This is a genomic window from Maribacter sp. 1_2014MBL_MicDiv (assembly GCF_001865655.1).
Taxonomy (GTDB): Bacteria; Bacteroidota; Bacteroidia; order Flavobacteriales; family Flavobacteriaceae; genus Maribacter; species Maribacter dokdonensis.
On the sequence record NZ_CP011318.1, the window covers coordinates 212,186 to 235,193 of the forward strand.

A 23,008-nucleotide genomic window follows, 5' to 3' on the forward strand; every position below is an offset into this window, starting at 1 on the left:
TTTTAAATTCTTGATGATTCCATGAAACTGAACGGTCTAAACATCTCTATAAAATGTTAATCCGTTTTTAAATGGATCGTAAAAAGCAAACTCCCGTGTTCCCCATGCGGTTTCCCTTAGCAATGTATGTGCATTAAAAACATCTACGTTTGAATACTCGTTGTACAAAGCTTCTATGTTTTGAGAGACAATGCGCAACATAGGTCTATCTATATCTACCTCCCACATTTTTTTATTGTGCCATTGCAAATGGATCTCAATATCGTCCCTTAAGATACCCGCATATTTTGGGTTTTTGGCATCATCTGCGAAGGCAATCTTAAACCCCAATCGGTTAACATAAAAATCTAACGCTTCAACCACATCCCAAACCGGAAGCACAGGGTGAATTTGATGTAAATAGCCTTTTTCTTCCATACCGTGAAAATACAAAAAGGATTAAAGGATTTAATGTTAATACTTCCTCAATTCTTAATGCATGCCGTTCTATTTTTTTAAGTAATTCGCTATCTTCATAAGATTATTTCAAACCAAATTCAACACTATGAAAGTTATTACCAAAACACTCTTTCTCCTATTATTTTCAATAACGGTATCTGCACAGGTTTCTTCAAATCTTGAGCTTACCGATATATTTAATATGGAGTATGTATCTGACCCTCAGATATCGCCAGATGGCAGTAAAATAATCTACGTTAGAAACTTCAAGGATATTATGACCGACAAGAATTTATCTAATCTTTGGATCATAAATTACGACGGTTCACAAAATAGACCTTTGACAACTGGCAACCAAAACGACTACTACCCACGTTGGTCTCATGACGGTAAAAAAATCATTTTTAAATCGAACAAAGAGGATTCCAAAATGAAATTATACCTCATGTGGATGGATACCAAAGAAATTGCTCCATTAACGAATACTCCTAAAAGTCCCGGTGCCGTAAGCTGGTCTCATGATGATCGTTATTTAGCTTTTACCATGTTTGTGCCAGAGGCTGAAAAATCTATCGTAAAAATGCCAGCGAAGCCTGAAGGCGCCAAATGGAATACCCCACCTACATATATTGACAAATTAAACTATAGGGGTGACGGTCAGGGATATATTAAAGGCGGACATACTCAAATTTTCACCTTATCTATTGATGGCGGTACTCCAAAGCAATTAACGACTACAGCATTTGATCATGGTGCTCCCGTTTGGGCCAAAAATGACAAAGCGTTATACTTCTCCGCAAATTTTAATCCCGATGAGGCTTTTGAACCTGCCAATAGCGAGGTCTATAAATTAGACTTATCAACAGTAGAGGTGACTCCGCTGACTTCTAGATATGGACCTGACAATTCACCTACAGTTTCTCCAGATGGTAAGTTAATAGCTTATACCGGTAAAGATGATAAATTACAGGGGTATGAAATTACCAATCTTTATGTGATGAATACCGATGGAAGCAACCCTAGGTTAATTTCTGGTGATTTTGATAGAGATATTGCCAATGTGCAGTGGTCAAATGATGGCAAAGGTCTTTATTTTCAATATGATACGGAAGGAGCTACCAAAATAGGCCATATTACCTTAAACGGTAAAGTAACCACTCTTGTTGAAGGACTTGGTGGTTTGTCCTTGGGAAGACCCTATAACGCGGGTGATTTTACCGTTTCTAACAACTCTAAATTTGCCTATACGTTAGGTAATACCGAACACCCGTCTGATTTAGGTGCTGCCGATAAAAAAGGTTCTAAACGATTGACTTTTGTAAACGACGATCTTTTCTCTTTTCGTGATTTAGGCAAGACCGAAGAAATTTGGTGGGAATCTTCATATGATCAGAAAAAAATTCAAGGTTGGGTGGTTACTCCGCCAAATTTTGACCCAAGTAAAAAATATCCGTTTATTCTTGAAATTCATGGCGGACCATTTACTAGCTACGGCTCAGTTTACAGTGCCGAGATACAGGCTTATGCTGCAGCTGGTTATGTTGTGCTGTACAGTAACCCTAGGGGAAGTACTAGTTACGGAGCGGAATTTGGTAACTTAATTCACCACGACTACCCTAATCACGATTATGAAGATTTAATGAGCGGTGTAGATGCCGTCATTGAAAAAGGATTTATAGATACCAACAATCTATTTGTTACCGGTGGTAGTGGCGGCGGAGTACTTACTGCATGGATAGTGGGCAAAACTGACCGATTTAAAGCTGCAGTAGTTGCCAAACCAGTAATAAACTGGACAAGTTTTGTGCTCTATGCAGATGGTGCTGCTTTCTTTTCTAAATATTGGTTCGGCAAAAAACCTTGGGAAGATCCGGAAAACTATTTTAGACGTTCTCCGTTAATGTATGTTGCCAATGTTACTACGCCAACCATGTTACTAACAGGTGAAGAAGATTATAGAACGCCTATTGCAGAATCTGAACAATTCTATACCGCCCTTAAATTAGAAGGTGTTGAAACGGCTATGGTGCGTATTCCCGGAGCAGGACATGGCATTGCTAACAGACCTAGTAATTTAGTAGCCAAAATTGCCAGTGTACTAGCTTGGTTTGAAAAATACAAGGATGCGGAATAGTATAGAATATATAAGTTTTGTTCTGGCATTATGCATGTCGATTTCAAGCCTTTGTGGTCAAGAAATTAATATCCTTACCTATAATATAAAGTACGACAATGTTAATGATACAGTAAACAATTGGAACAATCGCAAAGCTGCCATGGTTGATCTTTTACAATATTATGACCCTGGTGTCATTGGCATGCAAGAAGTTCTGCATCATCAGCTAACGTTTTTAGATGAACAGCTTTCCAATTATAATTATATAGGTGTTGGTCGTGATGACGGAAAAGAAAAAGGCGAATACTCCCCTATTCTGTTCAACACCAAATTATATAAACTATTAAAAAGTGAAACATTTTGGTTGTCCGATACACCAAGTAAAATATCTGTAGGATGGGATGCCGCAATGGAACGTATTTGCACCTACGGATTATTTGAAGATTTAAATACGGGAAAGCAATTTTTGGTCTTCAATACGCATTTTGACCATGTAGGTACAGTTGCTCGTGAAAACTCGGCAAAACTCATTGTATCCAAGATAAGGGAGGTTAATGGTGATCATCTTCCGGTGGTGCTTATGGGCGACTTGAATTTGAATCCCACGGAAAAACCGATTCAATTTTTACAGAATGCCTTGGCTGATGGAAAATCAATAGCTCAAAAACCTTTTTACGGACCAACGGGAACCTTTAGTGGTTTTGACCATTCGCGTATATTAACCAATCGTATCGATTACATATTCGTAGAAAACTTTGAAGTTTTAGAGTACCTACATATTGATGATAGAATGGAAAACAATAAACATATCTCTGACCACCTACCGGTCTTTGCAAAGCTTTTAATGAGCAAATAAGTACTTCTTTCATTTTAGTTAATACGAAGCCTCTTCTTCTTAAAATTAAGAGGCTTTGTATTTCAATATAAAAGCATTTTCAATTAAAGTTCCAATACCAGACTCTTATAAATAAAACCTTTATCCCCGCTTAAAAGTTCTATGTGTGCCCAATCTTTTGTATACCCTAATAATGACGAGGTGTCATTCCGTTTTACTTCTCCCAACTTTATACCCACAACCTCTGGGGCATTTCTATAATTGGCAATTGCTGCCGATACTTTTATAAATTTAGATGTGCTCAATACCCTTTTTATATCAGGTCTTTCTGTCTTCTTTACAAACGGAAGCGGATCAATAGCCCCTTGACCGGATTTATAAATTCCAAAATGTAAATGTGGTGCAGTAGTACGGGCATTTCCCGTATTTCCTACCAGACCCAAAGTATCACCTATAGTTATCCTATTACCGGTTGATACCAATATACTATCTAAATGAGCATAATAAAGCGATTTACCAAAGAGTCCCGCTCTTAACCAAACCTGTTTACCACCTAATCCTTTTTCGCCAGTAGCGCTTACCATACCATCAACCGCCGCAACTACCGGTGTTCCCCTTTCTGCAAAAATATCAATACCCTCATGACTACGTGCTCCACCCCCTCTAACCGCGCCCCAAAAACTTTGAATGGCTTTATTGCCCTTTCCGAGCACGGGAAAACCAAAACTAGGTGATGTATATATTTGAAAGGAAAACATTCCTTGTGAGTTCAATTCCGGTTGAATAGTAATTTTATAAATTCCGGTTTCATCAATAGGTACTTTCGCATGATGTTCTCCCAACTTATTATGAAATTCATCCGTTAAACTACTATCTGGGTTGACCTTTATGAGATTAATAAAACTTCGTATTCCCAATAAATTGTTCTCAACCTCAACATTCAATACCTCACCTTCATTCAAGTACATATTATAACTATAAACTGTAATGCGATCTTTAAAATATTGACCTTGCTCGGCATAAGGAAGGCGTATTTGAAGACTATCGGCTTTTGCCAATTTATACGCCTGTAGCCAGGTATTAAAACGTAACGAATCTAAATTTTCAAATTCTCGTGCATAAAGTTCTCTTGCCGTTGGTTGTACAATGACATCGGTTACTTTTCTTATTTGCTTACAGCTATAAATCATTACCATAAACAGTAGAAAAATACATGCTTTGATTTTTAAACTTAAACTCATTTATTCTATGTATAGCTATTATTACAAATGAAAAATCGGACCGTATCAGGGTCCGATTTTCATTTCATTTCATTCAATTACTTCTTTAAAAAAGAAATCAAAATTTCATTCAATTCGTCAGGGTGTGTTACGTTTAGCCCGTGTGGAGCACCTTCAATTACTTCAAGAGTGCTATATTTTATGCCATCATGTGCTTGTTTTGCGGAAGTTTCTATAGGTACTGTTGCATCGGCATCACCATGTACAATTAATGTAGGTACGGTAACATTTTCAAGCTCTGGTCTAAAATCTGTATGCATCCATGCCAACGCAGCCTGTATAGTAGCTCTGGGTGAAGCAAAGGAGGCAATGGTAAAATCATAGTCCAACTGCGCCTGACTGATTCTTTCTCCTTTATTTTCTTCAAAATTGTAGAAACCTTTACTGAACTCCTTTAAGAAACCCACCCTATCTTTTTGAAGAGCATCAATAATACCTTCCAAGGTATCTTCCGGTACTCCTGAAGGATTATCCGGTTTTTGTTTTACCAATGGTATAATAGAGCTGATCAATGCTGCTTTTGCTATTCTACTAGGACCATAATCCGTTAAATAGCGTACAACTTCACCACCTCCCATTGAAAAACCAACAATAATGGCATCCTTTAGTTCCAGCTCTTCAATAATAGCGTTTAAGTCACTTGCCAATGAAGAATAATCATAGGCATCCCATGGAGATGAAGAAGTACCAAAACCTCTACGATCATAAGAAATACACCTAAATCCTTCTTCCACTATTTTCCAAACCTGTTGTTCCCATGATTTTCTGCTCAACGGCCAACCATGAATTAATATTACCGGTTGTCCGCTACCATAATCCTCATAAAATATATCTACTTGTTCTTTTGCTTTTGTATTTGTTATAAAGGGCATATATGTCTATTTTAAATTCACTTCTAAGATATTTAAGATTAACGAATTTACTTAGCGTTAAAGGTGAAATTATTGGTTCAAAAAACGGATATTTATAACCATCTTTTGAATTCAATATATTTAAGTGCATATGTTTATACCCGAACACTATAAGAACACAGACGTCAAAGAAATACATGATTTCTTAAAAAATAACAGTTTTGGTATTTTGATCAATACTATTGAAGGTAAACCTTGGGGAACCCATATTCCTTTAGAACTAAGTAAAAAAGAAATGGGTAATGACATTTTGGTGGGACATATTGCCAAAGCCAATTTACAAAGCAAGAACCTTAATAAAGGAGATCAGGTGTTATGTATTTTTAATGGACCGCATAGCTATATTTCTTCATCTTGGTACCAGCAAGAAGAAGTACCAACATGGAACTATATTGCAGTGCATGTTTATGGTACCGTAAAAATTCAGACATCCGATGAATTATTGACCTCTCTACATGCTCTAGTAGATAAGTATGAGCAACAATCTGAACATCCTGTTTCACTGAACAACATGTCTAAAAAAACAATGAGACAAGTAACTGGCATCGTTGGTTTTGAAATTGAAATCAATGATATACAGGCTGTAAACAAACTATCTCAAGGCCGAAGCCATGACCACCCAAAAATTATCTCTGAGTTAGAAAAACAAGGTGCATCTGAAAAAGCGGTTGCAGAAGAAATGAAAAAAAGATTGCATGAATAAGTTAGTGTTCAAGCTAACATTTAAACCTTTAGAGTTGCCATACTTTGTGCTTATCAAGTAATTTTAACTTGAATTTGAACACCCTTAAAATATCTTATGATGCGTGAAGAAGTAACAATTTTTGATTTCAATAAAACCAGCAACCGAAAACAATGGGATTTGGTCAATGATGAAGTTATGGGTGGTATTTCCATGGGGCTTCTTCAAATTGATGATGATGGTAACGGTGTTTTCAGTGGTCATGTATCATTGGAAAACAATGGCGGATTTTGCCTAATTAAGCATGATATAAATCGCATATCGGTTGAAAAATACTCATCATTCGTTATCAAATTAAAGGGTGATGGTAAAAAATATGCCTTTAGATGTAAATCTGGCGAACATCAACGCCATACTTATAGCTGTAGTTTTAAGACTACCAAAGATTGGCAAACGATCCAAATACCTTTTAAAGAAATGGAAGCGGTATTTAGGGGCGATAACTTAGAACTGCCAAATTACCATGGGGATTTTCTGGCTCAAATTGCCTTTATAATAAAAAACGGAGTAGCCGAAGACTTCACCTTAAAAATTGATAGTATTAAAATAGTTTAGGCAAGCAAATAAAATAATAAATTTTGAACTAATCCCCGTTGATTTTAGTCATTTTTATTTTACTGATTTTTAGGTAAGTTTAGATAATCAACCACCAATAAAATGATTTATCAACTTACATCTTTAAAGAGATTGATAGTCCCTTTTAAAGTAGATGCACTCTTACCAAACATCTTCATTTTAATTCCAAGGGTATTTACTGGCTATCTTCTCGCATTCGTATTTGCCATTAACAAATTTGGCACTCCCTGGACACCTAAATCAATGAACCTTCAATTATTTGAGGTATCAGATTCGTTTGTAGAATTAACCAAGGATTTTGGATTACCATTTTCTTTAATGCCAGAAGTTTTTGCTTGGTCTGCCGGCTTAACCGAAGCATTGGGCGGTATTTTACTGTTATTAGGTCTTAATACCAGAATTACAGCTTTTTTTATTACTACAACTATGTTCATTACCATTGCATTTAGACCGTGGGACCAATCTTGGAACATTATGCCCACTTTTATGTTTTTCTGCTTAGGTCTATTTTTTATGGGTTTTGGCTCTGGGAAATTTGGGTTAGATTACCTCATTACAAAACGCTAGTTGGTCGTTATTTTTATATCGGCATTGAATTACGACAATTGGGTGCTACAATAAAACAATTGGGTAATCTACTTTTTCAAAAAATACAGGTTTAAAGCACCTTTGAAGTAATCAATTAATCTTTAAAACCTTTAAAAATGAAAAAGTTACTATTCCCTATTATCGTATTAGCCATGAGCTTAACCATGAATGCTCAAAATAGTGAAGGCATTACATTAACAGTAGTTATTGAAAATGTTTTAAACAGTGAAGGACATGTATTAAGCGGACTTCATAATGAAGACACCTTTATGAAAGCAGAAGGCATAAAAACAAGTAAAGACAAAGCGGAAGCTGGAGAATTGGTTTTGACGTTTGAAAATATTCAACCTGGTGATTATGCATTTTCTGTATTGCACGATAAAAATGACAATAACCGAATGGATTTTGCCACTAACGGAATGCCAACGGAAGATTATGCCATGAGCGGTAATTCAATGCCAATGGGCCCACCGACATTTGCAGATTCTAAATTTACGGTTTCCACGGAAGACCTTGAATTAAGGTTGCGTTTCTAACATAAAAATAGCTTACATATAGTTCTTGTAATAGGTCATGATAATGGTTTTTAGTAATTTTAAAGCTTTAAACTATACACATGACCATTACTCAATTACAATATGTTCTAGCGGTTGCAGAGCACAAGAATTTTACCTTAGCAGCAGAGAAAAGCTTTGTAACACAACCTACATTGAGTATGCAGGTACAAAAACTTGAAGATGAGCTAGATATACTATTATTTGATCGTAGCAAAAAACCGATAACCATTACTGAAGTGGGTAAAAAAATTGTAGATCAAGCAAAGAATATCGTAAATGAGGCTGCACGTATAAAAGATATTGTAGAGCAAGAAAAAGGATATATTGGCGGAGATTATGTTCTGGGAATTATCCCAACGATAATGCCTACTTTATTGCCTATGTTTCTTAAGAATTTTATTCAGAAATATCCCAAGGTAAATCTAATTATCAAAGAACAAAATACAGAAAGTCTTATTCAAAATATTGAAGATGGTCACATAGATGCTGCAATTGCAGCAACACCTTTAGAAGTAGATTTCATTACAGAAAGACCTTTATATTATGAGCCATTTGTTGGCTATGTTCCTATGGAACACCGCTTGGGCAAAAGCACTAAAATAAACCCGGATGATTTAGATATTGAAGATATACTGTTATTACAGGATGGTCATTGTTTTAGGGAAGGTGTCCTAAATTTGTGCAAAGCACCAAAAATTGGAGGAGAACACTTTAGCCTACAAAGCGGTAGTTTTGAAACACTTATTAACTTATCTAATGAAGGTTTAGGTATGACATTACTTCCATATTTAAATACACTTGAGCTTGACAGTTCAAAGAAAAAGAATTTAAAATATTTTAAGGACCCATCACCGGCAAGGGAGGTAAGTCTAATATACCATAAAAAGGAACTTAAAGTTCAAATTACGGAAGCCTTAAGAGATGTTATTACTGGCATTGTTCGCGGTGCCATTGCATTTCAAGATGTAAAGATTATTAGTCCGCTCACTAAGTAAAGTACCTCAGGGCAAGCCCGTGAGGCACTCAAAGGAAACAAACTTATAAATTCGAGGTAAGCCTCGGGATATTATACCCTTTGGCGGTGCCAATAAATTTATTGTTTCATAAATCTGTATAGACATCCTTCTATGCATATGCCAGGGTAAGAAGGTGAAAGTGTTAAGCTAGTCTTGCTACTGTTAAAATCTGCCGTAAAACCTAATGTATCTTTTTCCCCTTCGGTAATAAAATACAAATAAAGTTCTGGCGCTATTATTTCATAACTACCTGTATTCAAAGTCTCCTTATCAAAGTTGGTTCTTTCATAATTACCGAATTCATCAAAAATATACCGATAACCCTCATCAACATCTTGCCATTCGGTAGCTCCACCAGGACTTACATAAGATTCCGTCAACAGCCACTCTCCCACTAAACTAGTATCGTCTACTGGCGTATTGTCAAATTCCGTGTCATCATTTTGACATTGCATTAAAAAGAGCAAACTAATGGCAACAAATATTCTAGTAATCATCATACTTTTTTAAATAAGACTCACAAAACACCAATTGGTTGCTTAAAAAAAAGAGCCACTTTACGTGGCTCTTACTTATGCTTTTAAATAAACTAAACTTTGTTTTAACTCTGGTTTATCCGTTATGAAACTTTCTAACCAGATTTTCAATTCTTCTACCTCTTCAGGTAATAACGTCTTTAAGGCTTTCTTCAACTCCTTACAAAAAAGCAAGGTATCAAAACTAACCTTTTTAAGTACTGTTTTACTATACTCTAGCATAGACTTAGACATTTTGTTGTTAGATTAATAGGTTTTGTTGTTGCATAAAGGTAAACAGAAATACAGAATTAATATTGTACACAAAAAGTTAAAGTAATACTCTTCGTGTTAAATTTTTATGGGTATCATAAGATTTCTATTTTGTACTTTCGAATTCATGAAAAACTTGGTTTTAATTATTGTACTTATTTTTCTTGTATCCTCTTGTGGTTCAAAAAAATCTCTCATTAAGAAAAATTTAGACCAACGTCTAACATCCGCTTTTTATGAAAATCAGTTCACAGGTGTTTTAGTAATTGATGCAAATTCTAAGGACACCATTTATAACCTTAATGATCATAAGTATTTTACCCCTGCGAGCAACACAAAAATTTTCACACTTTTTACCGCTATAAAAACACTCCCGGACCAAATACCTGCATTGCAATATATTGACCGTAACGACACCTTGTATTTTGAAGGCACAGGCGACCCATCATTCCTACATCCTTATCTAAAAGATTCTACCGCATTTAAATTTCTAAAAAGTAAAAGGAATTTAGTATTCGCAACAGATAATTTCATGGATACCAAATTTGGACCAGGTTGGGCATGGGACGATTATCAGTATTATTACTCGCCTGAGCGCAACGCTTTTCCACTGTATGGCAATGTGGTAATGATGTACAAGAATACATCACTTTCGGTTTCGCCCACATACTTTAAGGATAGTATTTTACAAATTAGAAATACCAAAAACCGTAAGGAAACTTCGAACCTATTTTTTTACCCACCCAATTATGCTGACACTTTAGAAATACCTTTTATTATAAACACCCTCAACACAAAGGCCATTTTAGAGCAAGCATTGAACAAGCCTATTTTGCACAGGTCTAAAATGCCCATTGGAACAAAACAAACTTTACCTGGAATTCAGGCAGATTCACTCTACATTAGAATGATGCATGAAAGTGATAATTTCATTGCAGAACAATTATTGGTTCTAGCTGCCTCTACATTAAAGGATACTTTGAATAGTAGTTTAGCTAGAGAATATATCTTAGAACATGAACTAAACCAATTAGCGCAAACTCCAAGATGGGTAGACGGTTCAGGTTTATCTCGCTACAATCTGTTTACCCCACAAAATATGGTGCACATTTTAAACGAATTATTTGTTCTTGTACCCAAAGAGAGGTTATATTCCATTTTTCCTGCCGGTGGCTCATCAGGAACTCTCAAGAATAGATTTAAAGGTGTTGACCAACCGTATATTTTTGCCAAATCGGGCAGTTTGAGCAACAATTACTGCTTAAGCGGCTATTTACTGACAAAATCTGGTAAAACGCTTATCTTCAGTTTTATGAACAACCATTATAAAAACGCTACCAGTGACGAAAGAACCCAACTTGAACTTATGCTACAAACACTTAGGGACAACTATTGATCATAAAACATCTGTTGATACATGTTCTGCATACTTCTCTTTAAGTAATTGGATTTTTGGCGTAATATGTGTTTTGCAAAATGGCTTTTCGGTATCTTTAAAATAGTAATTTTGAAATCGTTCTTCTGAGGCATTAAATGGCCCAAATGGTAATATCCCTGTAATAATCGGCTCTTTAAATTCCAATTGTAATGCTGACAATAGCTCTTTTAAAATAGCTTGTTCATTATTCATAAAATAATAAATACCAGACCTATACTTATGGCGCATTGAATGATTCTGGGTACTTCTATGAGTATCTAAATGAATGGCAACTAAATCTTTTAGCGCAATTAAATTAGGATAATAGTACACAATTACAGCTTCTGAAAAATTTTCTGGATCTTCTTTAGGTGCTATAAAACCCTGCTCTACCTTATGTACACCTTTTAAAGCCATAAAAACGGCTTCTGTGCACCAATGGCAACCACCACCAAACCCTATTTTAAAGAGATTTTGCATACCTATTTGTCGATAAACCGTGCCTAAACTAACCCATTCAATTTTGCATATTGCAATAACATAATTGTCTTGGCATCCTTAATTTCCCCCTTTGAAACCATGGTGATAGCTTCATCAAAATTCAATTCTAAGACTTCAATGTTTTCGGTTTCATCTTCTGCGCCACCACCATCACTTACCTTCATACTATCATCATATTCTCCCACAAAAAGAAACAGCTCTTCGGTAACTGAACCGGGCGACATGTAGGTTTGAAAAACTTTTTCCACATTATTGATCTTATATCCGGTTTCTTCCTCAGTTTCTTTTCGTACACAATCTGAAGGGTTATCGCCATCTAAAAGCCCGGCACAAACTTCGATCAACATTCCGTCTTTATTACCATTAACATAGGTAGGCATTCTAAATTGCCTGGTAAGAACCACAGTCTTTTTTTTAGAGTTATACAATAAAATGGCTGCACCATTACCCCTATCATAAGCCTCTCTTTCCTGGGTTTCCCAACTACCATCTGGCTTTTGGTAGTCATAGGTGTATTTATTTAAAATATACCAATTATCAGAAAGTATTTCTCTTTTTACATTCTTTATGCCTCCATTTTTCAAATCAATAGCCGTTTTAAATTGTGATTATAAAGATAAAGCAGTACGCTTTAAAACGTGAAGAAATAAACTAGGTCTTTCCAATACTTACATTAATAGCTTAGAAAAGGTTATTTAGCAAAAACTCTTGCTAATATGCCCTATGAACCAGTATCTTGTTCATAACAAACCAAACAACCTTTGATTTTGAAGCATTTATACCTTTACGCCGTTCTGTTACTTAGCTTAGCTACTTCTTGCAATGAAGAAAAAAAAGATACTGAAACCAAAAACTTACCTAAGATTGCCATTGCCGGTTTGGGCATTGAAAGTAGCACCTTTTCACCTGCCCTTTCTACTGAGGAAGCCTTTCATGCTAAAGTAGGTGATTCGGTTTTCACCAGATATCCCTTTTTACAGCCAGATTCTATAAATAGAAAAAGAGCGCAATGGGTACCCACATTTGTGGGGAAATCGCTACCAGGTGGAACGGTAACGCGAGAAGCCTACGAATCTATGGTTGGCAAAAGTTTGAAAATGCTAGAAGAAAACAAACCATATGACGGACTCTTTTTTGACATACATGGCGCAATGAGCGTGGTTGGGTTAGATGATCCTGAAGGTGACCTTATAATGCGTATTCGTGAAGTAATAGGTGATGATGTACTTATTTCTACATCTATGGATTTGCACGGTAACGTATCTGAACGATTGGCAAAACATACCGATTTAATAACGTGCTACCGTATGGCACCGCATGAAGATGCTATTGAATCTAAAAGAAGAGCGGTTACTAATTTAATTGACCGACTTGAAAGTGGCAAAGGTAAACCCGCCTTTAAGGCTTGGGTACCTGTACCTATTTTATTACCCGGAGAAAAAACAAGTACGCGTATAGAGCCCGGTAAGAGTTTATACGCAAAAGTTCCTACCGTTGCCAATCAAGAAGGTGTTATTGATGCCGCCATATGGATCGGCTATGCCTGGGCAGATGAACCCCGTAACCACGCCGTTGTAATGGTGACCGGAGATGATAAGGAAAAAGTTGCCGAAGGAGCAGAGAAATTGGCACAAAATTTTTGGGATGTGCGTAACGAATTTGAATTTGTTGCACCTACTACCACACTAGACGAAAGCTTAAAACTTGCTTTGGCCAGTGAAAAGAAACCTTATATGATCAGTGATATGGGCGATAACCCTACTGCTGGCGGTGCAGGTGATGTAACTTGGACATTGAAAGAGCTTTTAGCCAGACCGGAATTTAAGTCTAAAAACGGAACCTCTCTTATTTATGCATCTATACCAGGACCTGAGTTTATAGAAAAGGCGTTAGAAATAGGAATTGGTGGTAAAATTAAAGCTGAAGCAGGCGCTGCCGTGGATGATAGATTTGCAGGACCCCTAACGTTAGAAGGTACCGTTACCGCTATTAAAGAAGGTGATGTTAACGCTGAGATAGAAGTAGTTGTTAAGGTTGGTAATATTGATGTCATCGTGACCAAAAAACGCAAACCCTACCATCTTTTAAGTGATTTTACCAATTTAGGCTTGGACCCCAAAAACACGGATATTGTAGTCGTAAAAATTGGCTACTTGGTTCCTGAACTTTATGATATGCGTGGCGATTGGACCATGGCACTTACTCCTGGCGGAGTGGACCAAGATTTAAATAGATTAGGTTATAAGAGAATTAAAAGACCTATGTTTCCATTGGATAGCACTATGGCACAGCCAGATTTAAAACCTAAGTGGATTCCGGCAGCAGATGCGAAATAATTACACGGTAATGGCCTTATTCAAATAACGCCTAAATGGTAGCATTTCTTTATAAGCTGCTATTAATTCATCATCAAACTTAGCTTTGTTGGTTTCCTTAGTACTAAACTCTTGGAATACGGCAAAGGTTTTGTTTTTAAGCAATTCTATATGTTTATGATCTTTGGCGAACCCCTTAGGTGCATTGGTCAGTTTAGCATCTTCATAGAGGTCACCAAAACGGGTTTTAAAGGATTTCTTATTTAATATTTTCACCAATTCTTCTCCATCATAATCAATGGCTTCACGAACACTACGCAATACTTTTGGCTCCGGTCTCCATAATCCTCCCGCAAAAATGCAACGGTCTATACCCAACTCAAAATAGAAATCGGCAGTTTTTGGTTTCTTGTCAAACCCCGCTCCTAAATGGTCTTTGTAAATAGGTTTATTGGGATGAAACATAAGATTATTATTGATACGATTTATTCCCTTTTTACCTGGAGTATCATAGTACTCGTCATCAATAGCCGATAGTCTCCTATTCATACTATCTAACCAGTCTATATATTCATCACGTACCTGTTTGTACCATTTACGATTGGCATCCATCCATTCCTTTGAATTGTTTTGTTGTAATTCTTTTAGGAAGTCTATCTGATTTTTAAAACTCATAAGTTCGTTGCTCGTTGCTCGTTGTTGGTTGTTGGTTGTTGGTTGTTGGTTGTTGGAAAATTAAAATACAAACTCAAGTTCAAAATTCAAATTCAAGAGTCAAGTATAAGAGTGAAGTTCAAATTAAAAAGTTAAATTCAAATGTTTTTTATACTTTGTACTTCGTACTTACTTTGTACTTTGTACAACTTACTTCTATCATCGCTAAATTCTCCTAAAATGCTCGCATCAAAACAAGTCTATTTTCTGCACTCTATACTCTATTTTCACGCTTCTAACTTTAGACTTCGTACTTAATACTTTGTACCTTGTACTTTGTCCATAATTCTTAAAACCTAGTATCTCCACCAACAATATCTCCTAAAGTCCCAAGGATACTACCTTCTCCTTTATCTTTTCCTCCTCTTGGTATTGATGCCAAAACTCTTCCTGCTAAACGACTGAAAGGTAAGGACTGAATATAGACTGTGCCGGGTCCGCGAAGGGTTGCGAAGAATAAACCTTCACCACCAAAAACCGTATTACGAATACCACCAACGAATTCTATATCATAGTCCACATCTTTTGTAAAGCCAACAATACATCCCGTATCTACTTTTAGTACCTCACCAGGACCAAGGGTTTTCTTTGCCAACGTACCACCTGCATGTATAAAGGACATTCCGTCTCCTTCAAGTTTTTGCATAATAAAACCTTCACCTCCAAAAAGTCCACGACCTAATCTCTTAGAAAATTCAATACCGACAGATACACCCTTTGCAGCGCATAAAAAGGCATCTTTCTGACAAATAAAGCGTCCGCCCATTTCAGAAAGGTCAATTGGCAAAATTTTACCTGGATATGGAGAGGCAAAACTTACCTGTTTTTTACCTTGACCAATATTTAAAAATGCCGTCATAAATAGACTTTCTCCCGTAAGCATACGTTTACCTGCCGAGAAAATTTTACCAAGAACACTATTATCTTGATTGCTACCATCACCAAAAATGGTATTCATTTTAATATCGGTATCCATCATCATAAAGCTTCCTGCTTCGGCTACTACAGCCTCTTGCGGATCTAGCTCTATTTCAACATATTGCATTTCTTCTCCAAAAATCTCGTAATCTATTTCGTGTGCGTTCATTTCTATATTGTTTTTGGTTGATGCTAATTAGTTGCTAGCAGAAGTACTTTTGTTACAACTAAACCGAATTATTTTAAAAGAGATTTTAAAAATTCTTCGGACTTTTGCGAACCAACAAGGTACTTTTTACCATTGGTCAATGTTATGGAGACTCCTTCTTTACCCTTAACATTATAAACCGTACCGTACTTTTTAGTTTTTCTGATACCGTACCCTACAAAATCATAATTAACGATCTGTTGTTCTACTACTTCATTTAAATCAATGACTTTACTAAAAAATAATAGATGACGAATTTTTATATCCTTATCTGAAACCACTACTTTAAGTTTTGATAATGCCAAAAATAATATGGTAGCTATATAAACCAGGACGCAGATAAATTGAACAATAGATAACCTACCCGATATCCATGAAATGCTAATATTACCGGAAGCATTAGGAATTTCAGCTGTAAATAAATTTATAATAGTTATTACCTTACCTATTACAAATAATAGTATTGGAGCAAGTATGATCAACCACAACCACCATTGGGTAAACTTCTGAGTCTCTTTGAATCTTATTGCTCTTTTCATTGAAACTACTTTTTCTGTTTCAACCTTACCGTCCATTCAAAATCAAAAGTACTTACCACTACCCCGTCTTCATTAACACCAACAGATTTCATCCAAATGGTTTGTCCTTCTCCAGTTGCAATGGTCTTTTCCAAAGCTTCTTTAATTAAGTGTCCGTCCTCACAGGTAAACGTTATTTTACCGGTAGCTTTTTTAGAAAAGTTAGCCTTATTATTAGCGACCAACATAGAAATCTTCTTTCCTGTTGCTTCAATTTGGTCTATCATCATTGCTCCGGTAGATAGTTCTGCAGCCATACCCTGTACTGCCCAAAACATAGAATTAAACGGATTCTGATTGATCCAACGGTGGGTAACGGTCACTACAGACCTATTTTTATCTATTTCTCTTAAACGTACTCCGCACCACCATGCTGCAGGTAGTTTAAAAAATGAAAACATATTGAATTTACTAGCTGTTACCGCCATATTGTCTATTTATTTTGCTAAAAGTAGTATTTATTTAGACCATTCTAAAATGTTAAAATATTGTTAAATATTAGTACTATGCGTTACATAGTACCTTTTTTTAGACATATATTTGCATAGGAAGTTAATAGGTAATCAAAGTAATTGGCTTTTACATAGTATTAAAATCAATCATCATCATCAACGAAGCAATCATGACAGAATCAGTAACAAAACACGAAAGAAACCTCTCTGCACTAATACATGCCAGTACGTTTTCTAAATTCTTTATTCCGTTCGGAAACTTCATCATTCCGCTCGTATTATGGACGGCAAATAAAAAAGAATATGAGTTTGTGGACCACAATGGCAAACAAGCATTGAACTTTCAAATTAGCATATTACTCTACTCTATTCTTGTAGGTATGGTAAGTATTCCGTTCTTCCTAGGTGGATTCTTACCTAATATTTTTGACTTTGACAATTTTGGCTTAGTGAACGTTCATAGCTTCAATAACATCAATTTTCATTTCGACTCAGATGATTTTTTTGGTCCATGGATGATACCCGTTGGGTTACTTGGATTGGCACAATCTGCCCTATTCATCATCAATATAGTATATACCATTCTTGCGACGATCAAGACCAATGAAGGCGAAGTTTTTGAATATCCGTTAAGTTCTAAATTTATAAAATAAGTGAATCAGTCAATATATATCAGGGTATTCATCACACCCGTAGGAGTTTATTCATCAATCAATTAAAACCTGTTTAATCACTGTCAAAACAATCAATCGATCAACATGTTTATTCATCGAACAAAAAACGAACAGTTAACCTATGCAGACGACAGAAACAATGGAGCAATCCCCTCCAAAAGCGGGACTGCATAAAAAGCAAAAAGACATTATGAACGTAGAAAATACAAAAGCGCAAATGCGAAAAGGGGTTTTGGAGTACTGCATCCTGTCCATCTTGAATGGGGAAGACAAGTATGCTTCAGAAATCTTAAAAACGCTAAAAGATGCTAAAATGCTAGTAGTGGAAGGAACTATTTACCCACTACTGACTAGATTAAAAAATGCAGGTCTTCTGAACTATCGTTGGGAAGAATCTACATCTGGACCGCCAAGAAAATATTATACACTTACCGAAACCGGTAAACTTTTCCTTAAGGAACTGGATACTACCTGGGACGAATTAAGAAAAGCAACCAACCTAGTAACCAACTCAAAAAACAGCTAATCATGAACAAAACAGTAAATATAAATTTAGCGAACATGCTCTTTCATATAGATGAAGAGGCATACAATATAATGCGTAGGTATTTAGAATCGGTAAAACGATCTTTTGCCAATACACCTGGTAGCGATGAGATCATTGCTGATATAGAAGCAAGAATTGCCGAGCTTTTTCATGATAAACTTGAAAACGAAAGACAAGTCATTACCAAAAAAGAGGTAGATGAAGTTATTGCCATTATGGGACAACCAGAAGATTATATGGTTGATGAGGATATCTTTGAAGACGAGCCAAGGGCTAAAACCACTTCATCTCAGAACAAGGTAAAAAAACTTTATAGAGACACCGAGAAAAAATATGTTGCCGGGGTTTCTGCCGGTTTAGCACACTATTTCAACATTGATCCATTATGGATCCGTCTACTTTGGATTTTCTTGACCATTTTCACATGGGGCGGCTTTATCTTTATTTACGGTTTACTTTGGATTCTTATACCTGAAGCTAAAACTACGGCCCAAAAATTGGACATGAGCGGGGAAACTGTCAATATCAGCAATATTGAACGTAAAGTTAAAGAGGGTTTTGATGACGTTGCGGATCGTGTAAAAAGTGTTGACTATGAAAAAGTAGGCAATACCGTCAAAAAAGGAGGAAAAACAATCTTTGACACATTTGGAGATATTGTTATGTTTCTATTTAAGATCTTTGGCAAATTCATTGGTATACTTTTAGTAATTATTGGTGCAACCACGTTAATTGGTCTATTTGTGGGTATGTTCACTGTGGGTATACTAGACATAATTCATGTACCGGGCATTGACTTTTACAATGTGGTCAATTCTACCAACATGCCAATTTGGGTAGTTTCATTACTAGCATTTTTCGCTATAGGTATTCCGTTTTTCTTCTTAATGTATTTAGGGTTGAAAATTTTAGTGAACAACTTAAAATCTATTGGAACGGTTGCCAAGTTTGCGCTATTAGGCTTATGGTTGATTTCAATTATACTACTAATCATTTTTGGTATAAGAGAAGCAGCTTCACACGCCTATACCGGTAGCACTTCTATTGAAGATGAGATTACGAACGTAATACCTACAGATACTTTGAACATTAGATTAGTATCTACTGACGAGTACGATTACGAAAAGGATATGCATATGGGAGATACCTTTATCTCTTACGATGAGGCCGGCAATAAAATATTGGTTTCAGATGATGTAAGGTTTAGAATTCGTAAATCCAAAGATTCGTTAGTTAGGGTTCAGATCAGAAAAGAAGCTGACGGTCCTTCTAATAGAGAAGCAAAGGATATAGCAAGTCAAATACTGTACGAATATGAGGTAAGCGGAAATACCATCTCATTGAATGATTATTTGACCACGCAAGGTCCTAAGTTTAAAGACCAAGAAGTTCGTGTGAGTATATTTTTGCCCGTAGGTACCATCTTAACTTATGAACAAACCAATTCTAGAAGCTGGATTACCACGGCAAATACAGATAGGGATACAGACGGCTTAGAGGGATACTTATGGAAAATGAACAATAACGGAGAACTGGAATGTCTTGATTGCCCTGAGTATATTGAAATGAACGATGACGAAGACCACAATGGCTCTAACCGTATAAATATCAACGAGAACGGCATTGACATCAACATTAACGATAACGGCGAAAAAGGCAAGATCATCATCAACGAAAATGGAATTAACATTGACGTAAACGATAATGGAGAATCGTTTAAAATGAAGTTAGACGAAAATGGCGTTAAAATAGATGCCAACGATAGTATCAATTAATTACGGTTTATATACCTAAATCTACAATTCAGTAACATATAGTGGTAGAAAAGGTAACAAACAATCATTTTTACATCATCAAATAACAATCATAAAAACAAACAATCATGACAACATTAGTAAGAATAACAGTAGCTTTTGTTTTAGCCCTTTTACTTTCATCTTGTGGCATTGACATCAATTTTGGAACTGGAGAAGCCGGCAACGGGGTAGTAGTAGAAGAAACTAGGGAAATTACCGAAGAATTCACCGAAGTTTCTGCCTCAGAAGGTCTAGAAGTATTTATTTCACAAGGAAGCGATTTTGACATTGCTGTAGAAGCAGATGAAAATATCATAGACCTCATAGGTACAGATATCAAAAACGGTAAATTAAAAATTCACTGTGTAGAGAACATTGGTCGTGCCACCAAAAAGATATTCGTTACCATGCCCAACGTCACAGGGCTATATGCTTCAAGTGGTGCACACTTAACTACCGAAAATAAAATTAAATCGGACAAGTTGGAGATAGATGCAAGTAGCGGTGCCATATTAAATGCCATGGTACAAGCTAACAATATGGATATAGACGCTAGCAGCGGTGCCAATATTTCACTTGAGGGCAATGCTAATGAAGTATATGTAGATGCCAGTAGCGGATCTAACGTTAGGGCAAATGATTTAGCAACCTCAAACGCTAATGCCGATGCCAGTAGTGGTGCCAATATTAGCATTGATGTAAAAGACAATTTAACTGCTGAAGCCTCTAGCGGTGGCAATATTTCTTATAAAGGAGACCCAACGGTACAGAAGAATAAATCGGTTTCCGGCAGTGTTCACAAGTACTAAAAAATTCATCAATCAATTCAACATGGGAACCCACTGAAATATCAGTGGGTTTTCGTTTTTTAGTCCTATCCTTATCTGTATATTAGTACTATGCAAGTACATCTAAAAAAATACATTTTACCCTTAAGGCACACCTTTAGCATATCACGGGAATCTCATGATTTTCAAGATACTTTAATAGCTTCCTTATCCTTGAACGGTAAAACCGGTTACGGTGAGGCCACTGCTAACCCATATTATAAAATTACGGTTCTGAGCATGACCAATGAAATTAATGCCATAGCCTCAGAGATTACAAATTTCAATTTTACCACACCTGAACTTTTTCACTCATTTTTGGTAGGTAAAGGCTTATCTAATTTTGCCATTTGTGCACTTGATCTGGCAGCTCATGATCTGTATGGAAAATTACAGGGAAAACCATTATATGAGTTATGGGGTACGGATAATGATCACTACCCTACCACAAATTATACTATTGGTATAGCTCCTATTGAAGTAATGCTCGCCAAAATGCAAGAAGTGCCATGGCCTATCTATAAAATTAAATTGGGTACAAGTGATGATGTTGCCATTGTTCGTGAGTTACGTGAACATACAAATGCCGTTTTTAGAATTGATGCCAATTGTGCGTGGACGGCGGAGGAAACCATACATAATGCTCCTTTATTAAAAGATTTAGGTGTAGAATTTTTAGAACAACCTTTAAAAGCGGACGACTGGTCTGGCATGGAAGAGGTTATGCACCACAGTGTGCTACCGGTAATTGCAGATGAAAGTTGCATTGTAGAAAACGACGTTGAAAAATGTGCACTGCATTTTAATGGTATAAATATTAAATTGACCAAATGTGGAGGCCTAACCCCTGCCCTACGTATGATCAGCAAAGCAAAAGAATTGGGTATTAAGGTAATGGTAGGCTGCATGACAGAATCTACCGTTGGTATTTCTGCAATAGCCCAACTAATTCCGCAATTGGATTATGTAGATATGGATGGCGCCATGTTGTTAAAAAGTGATATTGCCACTGGAGTTCAAATAACGGATGAAGGAAAAGTAATTTTTCCAAACTTAGCCGGTAGCGGTGTTCAACTTTTAGATTGATGCTTACTATTAATGAATTTCCAGGAAGGACGATAACCAAAGATGGTAAAGAACACCTCTATTTTGGGGGCACTTCTTATTTAGGACTTCAAACCAATGAAGAGTTTCAATCACTTTTCATTAATAACATCAAAAAATACGGCACATCCTATAGTGCTTCAAGAAAGTCTAATATTAAGATTTCTATTTTTGATGAGATTGAAAGCTATCTTAGAGAGCTATTAGGCAGCGAGGCTTGTGTTACCATGTCTTCCGGTTATTTGGCCGGGCAATTGGTATGTGACTATTTCAGTAATATCAACTACAGTTTGTATTATGCACCAAACACCCACTCTGCACTCTTTAGAAATCAACAAAAAGTATTTAAAAACTGGCAAGAACTTGAAGGGGCTATTCATAAAAACATTGGCAAAACACCAGTCCTTTTTTTGGATAGTATTGATTTTCATGGCGACAATTTCCCTGACTACAACTTTCTTAAAAAATTACCGCTGAAAGATATCATTCTAGTAGTAGATGATTCTCATGGAATAGGAATTACAGGAGAGCAAGGTGGCGGAAGCTATCGTTTTTTAAAAATGTTACAGCCAAAGGAATTATTAGTTTCTTGCTCTTTAGGTAAAGGTTTTGGCATACAAGCAGGTGCCATTTTTGGGAGTAACAAAACAATAGAAAATTTAAAAAACACCTCATTTTATGGAGGTGCCAGCCCTGCCACTCCAGCATCATTAGCTACTATAAAAGATGCCAATATATTAATATTGAACAAAAGGAAACAACTGGATCAACACATCCATTTGTTTCTAAAAACTATCGTTGATCCTTCGCTATTTGTATATGCAAAAGGGCACCCTACCTTTAATTTTCAAAATGAATTGCTCGCCCAATATTTACAAGAAAACAACATCATAGTTACAAATTTCAGGTATCCCACAGAAAACGATTCTTTAATGAGCCGTATAGTTTTAAGTGCTTCACATACCCAAAATGACATTTTAAGTCTTTGCAATATTCTTAACACTTTGCCTACACAATCATAGTATTTACTACAAGTGTCTTATTTTCAATATATTATTCTTAACTATTTGGTGCTATATTTATCAAATTCTGAAAATTATTCGTATCTTT

At 36.1% G+C, this 23,008-nt stretch carries 26 protein-coding genes; 15 read left to right on the forward strand and 11 right to left on the reverse strand.

Translation table 11 applies throughout. From position 1 onward, the window contains the following. Positions 1-36: 36 nt before the first annotated feature. Entirely contained in the window at positions 37-417 is a 381-nt protein-coding gene (locus tag YQ22_RS00965) for a glyoxalase superfamily protein (RefSeq protein ID WP_058105621.1), read from the reverse strand. Positions 418-544: 127 nt separating this feature from the next. On the opposite strand from YQ22_RS00965, the gene YQ22_RS00970 reads away from it, so the two are divergent. Further along, on the forward strand, positions 545-2,572 hold the full coding sequence (locus tag YQ22_RS00970; protein ID WP_071339707.1) for a S9 family peptidase: 2,028 nt from the start codon (positions 545-547) through the stop codon (positions 2,570-2,572). A 34-nt stretch (positions 2,573-2,606) separates the two neighbouring features. Continuing rightward, positions 2,607-3,410 (forward strand): endonuclease/exonuclease/phosphatase family protein, encoded by an 804-nt coding sequence (locus YQ22_RS00975; RefSeq protein WP_156894512.1) that lies wholly within the window; start codon positions 2,607-2,609, stop codon positions 3,408-3,410. An 83-nt stretch (positions 3,411-3,493) separates the two neighbouring features. Here the strand turns inward: YQ22_RS00975 and YQ22_RS00980 are convergent, their stop codons facing one another. Continuing rightward, positions 3,494-4,630, reverse strand: coding sequence for a M23 family metallopeptidase (locus tag YQ22_RS00980; RefSeq protein ID WP_071339709.1), 1,137 nt, complete (start codon positions 4,628-4,630; stop codon positions 3,494-3,496). Between the two features lie 77 nt (positions 4,631-4,707). Beyond that, positions 4,708-5,541, reverse strand: a complete 834-nt coding sequence (locus YQ22_RS00985; RefSeq protein ID WP_071339710.1) for an alpha/beta fold hydrolase — start codon at positions 5,539-5,541, stop codon at positions 4,708-4,710. Between the two features lie 130 nt (positions 5,542-5,671). On the opposite strand from YQ22_RS00985, the gene YQ22_RS00990 reads away from it, so the two are divergent. The 5 genes from YQ22_RS00990 (at position 5,672) to YQ22_RS01010 (ending at position 9,038) form a co-directional block, all read left to right on the forward strand. Next, on the forward strand, positions 5,672-6,283 hold the full coding sequence (locus YQ22_RS00990) for an FMN-binding negative transcriptional regulator (RefSeq protein WP_071339711.1): 612 nt from the start codon (positions 5,672-5,674) through the stop codon (positions 6,281-6,283). Between the two features lie 96 nt (positions 6,284-6,379). Continuing rightward, positions 6,380-6,877: a CIA30 family protein gene (locus YQ22_RS00995; protein WP_071339712.1), complete on the forward strand. Its 498-nt coding sequence runs from the start codon at positions 6,380-6,382 to the stop codon at positions 6,875-6,877. A 102-nt stretch (positions 6,878-6,979) separates the two neighbouring features. Further along, on the forward strand, positions 6,980-7,465 hold the full coding sequence (locus YQ22_RS01000) for a DoxX family membrane protein (RefSeq protein ID WP_071339713.1): 486 nt from the start codon (positions 6,980-6,982) through the stop codon (positions 7,463-7,465). A gap of 137 nt (positions 7,466-7,602) precedes the next feature. Next, positions 7,603-8,022, forward strand: coding sequence for a DUF2141 domain-containing protein (locus tag YQ22_RS01005; protein WP_071339714.1), 420 nt, complete (start codon positions 7,603-7,605; stop codon positions 8,020-8,022). A gap of 80 nt (positions 8,023-8,102) precedes the next feature. Beyond that, positions 8,103-9,038, forward strand: coding sequence for a LysR substrate-binding domain-containing protein (locus YQ22_RS01010; protein ID WP_071339715.1), 936 nt, complete (start codon positions 8,103-8,105; stop codon positions 9,036-9,038). 98 nt (positions 9,039-9,136) lie between these two features. Here the strand turns inward: YQ22_RS01010 and YQ22_RS01015 are convergent, their stop codons facing one another. Further along, positions 9,137-9,559 (reverse strand): hypothetical protein, encoded by a 423-nt coding sequence (locus YQ22_RS01015; RefSeq protein WP_156894513.1) that lies wholly within the window; start codon positions 9,557-9,559, stop codon positions 9,137-9,139. Between the two features lie 72 nt (positions 9,560-9,631). Then, positions 9,632-9,829: a hypothetical protein gene (locus YQ22_RS01020; protein WP_058105611.1), complete on the reverse strand. Its 198-nt coding sequence runs from the start codon at positions 9,827-9,829 to the stop codon at positions 9,632-9,634. Between the two features lie 145 nt (positions 9,830-9,974). On the opposite strand from YQ22_RS01020, the gene YQ22_RS01025 reads away from it, so the two are divergent. Further along, positions 9,975-11,243, forward strand: coding sequence for a D-alanyl-D-alanine carboxypeptidase/D-alanyl-D-alanine-endopeptidase (locus YQ22_RS01025; protein ID WP_071339716.1), 1,269 nt, complete (start codon positions 9,975-9,977; stop codon positions 11,241-11,243). Here the strand turns inward: YQ22_RS01025 and YQ22_RS01030 are convergent, their stop codons facing one another. Beyond that, a complete protein-coding gene (locus YQ22_RS01030; RefSeq protein ID WP_071339717.1) occupies positions 11,244-11,744 on the reverse strand; it encodes a peptide-methionine (S)-S-oxide reductase in 501 nt (166 codons plus the stop codon). A 23-nt stretch (positions 11,745-11,767) separates the two neighbouring features. Next, complete coding sequence (gene nudK / locus YQ22_RS01035; protein ID WP_071339718.1) at positions 11,768-12,349, reverse strand: GDP-mannose pyrophosphatase NudK; 582 nt, start codon at positions 12,347-12,349, stop codon at positions 11,768-11,770. Between the two features lie 183 nt (positions 12,350-12,532). Between nudK and YQ22_RS01040 the strand changes: the two genes are divergently transcribed. After that, positions 12,533-14,101: a M81 family metallopeptidase gene (locus YQ22_RS01040; RefSeq protein ID WP_198033501.1), complete on the forward strand. Its 1,569-nt coding sequence runs from the start codon at positions 12,533-12,535 to the stop codon at positions 14,099-14,101. Here the strand turns inward: YQ22_RS01040 and YQ22_RS01045 are convergent, their stop codons facing one another. From YQ22_RS01045 to YQ22_RS01060, 4 genes are all read right to left on the reverse strand, one after another. Beyond that, positions 14,102-14,755, reverse strand: a complete 654-nt coding sequence (locus YQ22_RS01045; RefSeq protein ID WP_071339719.1) for a DUF2461 domain-containing protein — start codon at positions 14,753-14,755, stop codon at positions 14,102-14,104. Positions 14,756-15,083: 328 nt separating this feature from the next. Next, the gene (locus YQ22_RS01050; RefSeq protein ID WP_071339720.1) at positions 15,084-15,881 is read right to left on the reverse strand and encodes a TIGR00266 family protein; all 798 of its coding nucleotides are present in this window, start codon (positions 15,879-15,881) and stop codon (positions 15,084-15,086) included. 68 nt (positions 15,882-15,949) lie between these two features. After that, positions 15,950-16,459, reverse strand: a complete 510-nt coding sequence (locus tag YQ22_RS01055; RefSeq protein WP_156894514.1) for a hypothetical protein — start codon at positions 16,457-16,459, stop codon at positions 15,950-15,952. A gap of 5 nt (positions 16,460-16,464) precedes the next feature. After that, positions 16,465-16,926, reverse strand: a complete 462-nt coding sequence (locus YQ22_RS01060; protein WP_071339722.1) for a DUF4442 domain-containing protein — start codon at positions 16,924-16,926, stop codon at positions 16,465-16,467. Between the two features lie 194 nt (positions 16,927-17,120). On the opposite strand from YQ22_RS01060, the gene YQ22_RS01065 reads away from it, so the two are divergent. The 6 genes from YQ22_RS01065 to YQ22_RS01090 all read left to right on the forward strand — a co-directional run bounded on the left by YQ22_RS01065 (position 17,121) and on the right by YQ22_RS01090 (position 22,920). After that, positions 17,121-17,603 carry a DUF4870 domain-containing protein gene (locus YQ22_RS01065; RefSeq protein WP_071339723.1) on the forward strand — a complete coding sequence of 161 codons (483 nt, stop codon included), beginning with the start codon at positions 17,121-17,123 and terminating at the stop codon, positions 17,601-17,603. Between the two features lie 211 nt (positions 17,604-17,814). Then, the gene (locus YQ22_RS01070; protein ID WP_058105659.1) at positions 17,815-18,150 is read left to right on the forward strand and encodes a PadR family transcriptional regulator; all 336 of its coding nucleotides are present in this window, start codon (positions 17,815-17,817) and stop codon (positions 18,148-18,150) included. Between the two features lie 2 nt (positions 18,151-18,152). Further along, positions 18,153-19,946: a PspC domain-containing protein gene (locus YQ22_RS01075; RefSeq protein WP_071339724.1), complete on the forward strand. Its 1,794-nt coding sequence runs from the start codon at positions 18,153-18,155 to the stop codon at positions 19,944-19,946. A 107-nt stretch (positions 19,947-20,053) separates the two neighbouring features. Then, positions 20,054-20,776, forward strand: coding sequence for a head GIN domain-containing protein (locus tag YQ22_RS01080; RefSeq protein ID WP_071339725.1), 723 nt, complete (start codon positions 20,054-20,056; stop codon positions 20,774-20,776). Positions 20,777-20,866: 90 nt separating this feature from the next. Further along, entirely contained in the window at positions 20,867-21,880 is a 1,014-nt protein-coding gene (locus tag YQ22_RS01085; RefSeq protein ID WP_071339726.1) for a dipeptide epimerase, read from the forward strand. After that, complete coding sequence (locus YQ22_RS01090) at positions 21,880-22,920, forward strand: pyridoxal phosphate-dependent aminotransferase family protein (RefSeq protein ID WP_071339727.1); 1,041 nt, start codon at positions 21,880-21,882, stop codon at positions 22,918-22,920. Before YQ22_RS01085 ends, YQ22_RS01090 begins: the two co-directional genes overlap by 1 nt. The last annotated feature ends 88 nt before the right edge of the window (positions 22,921-23,008 follow it).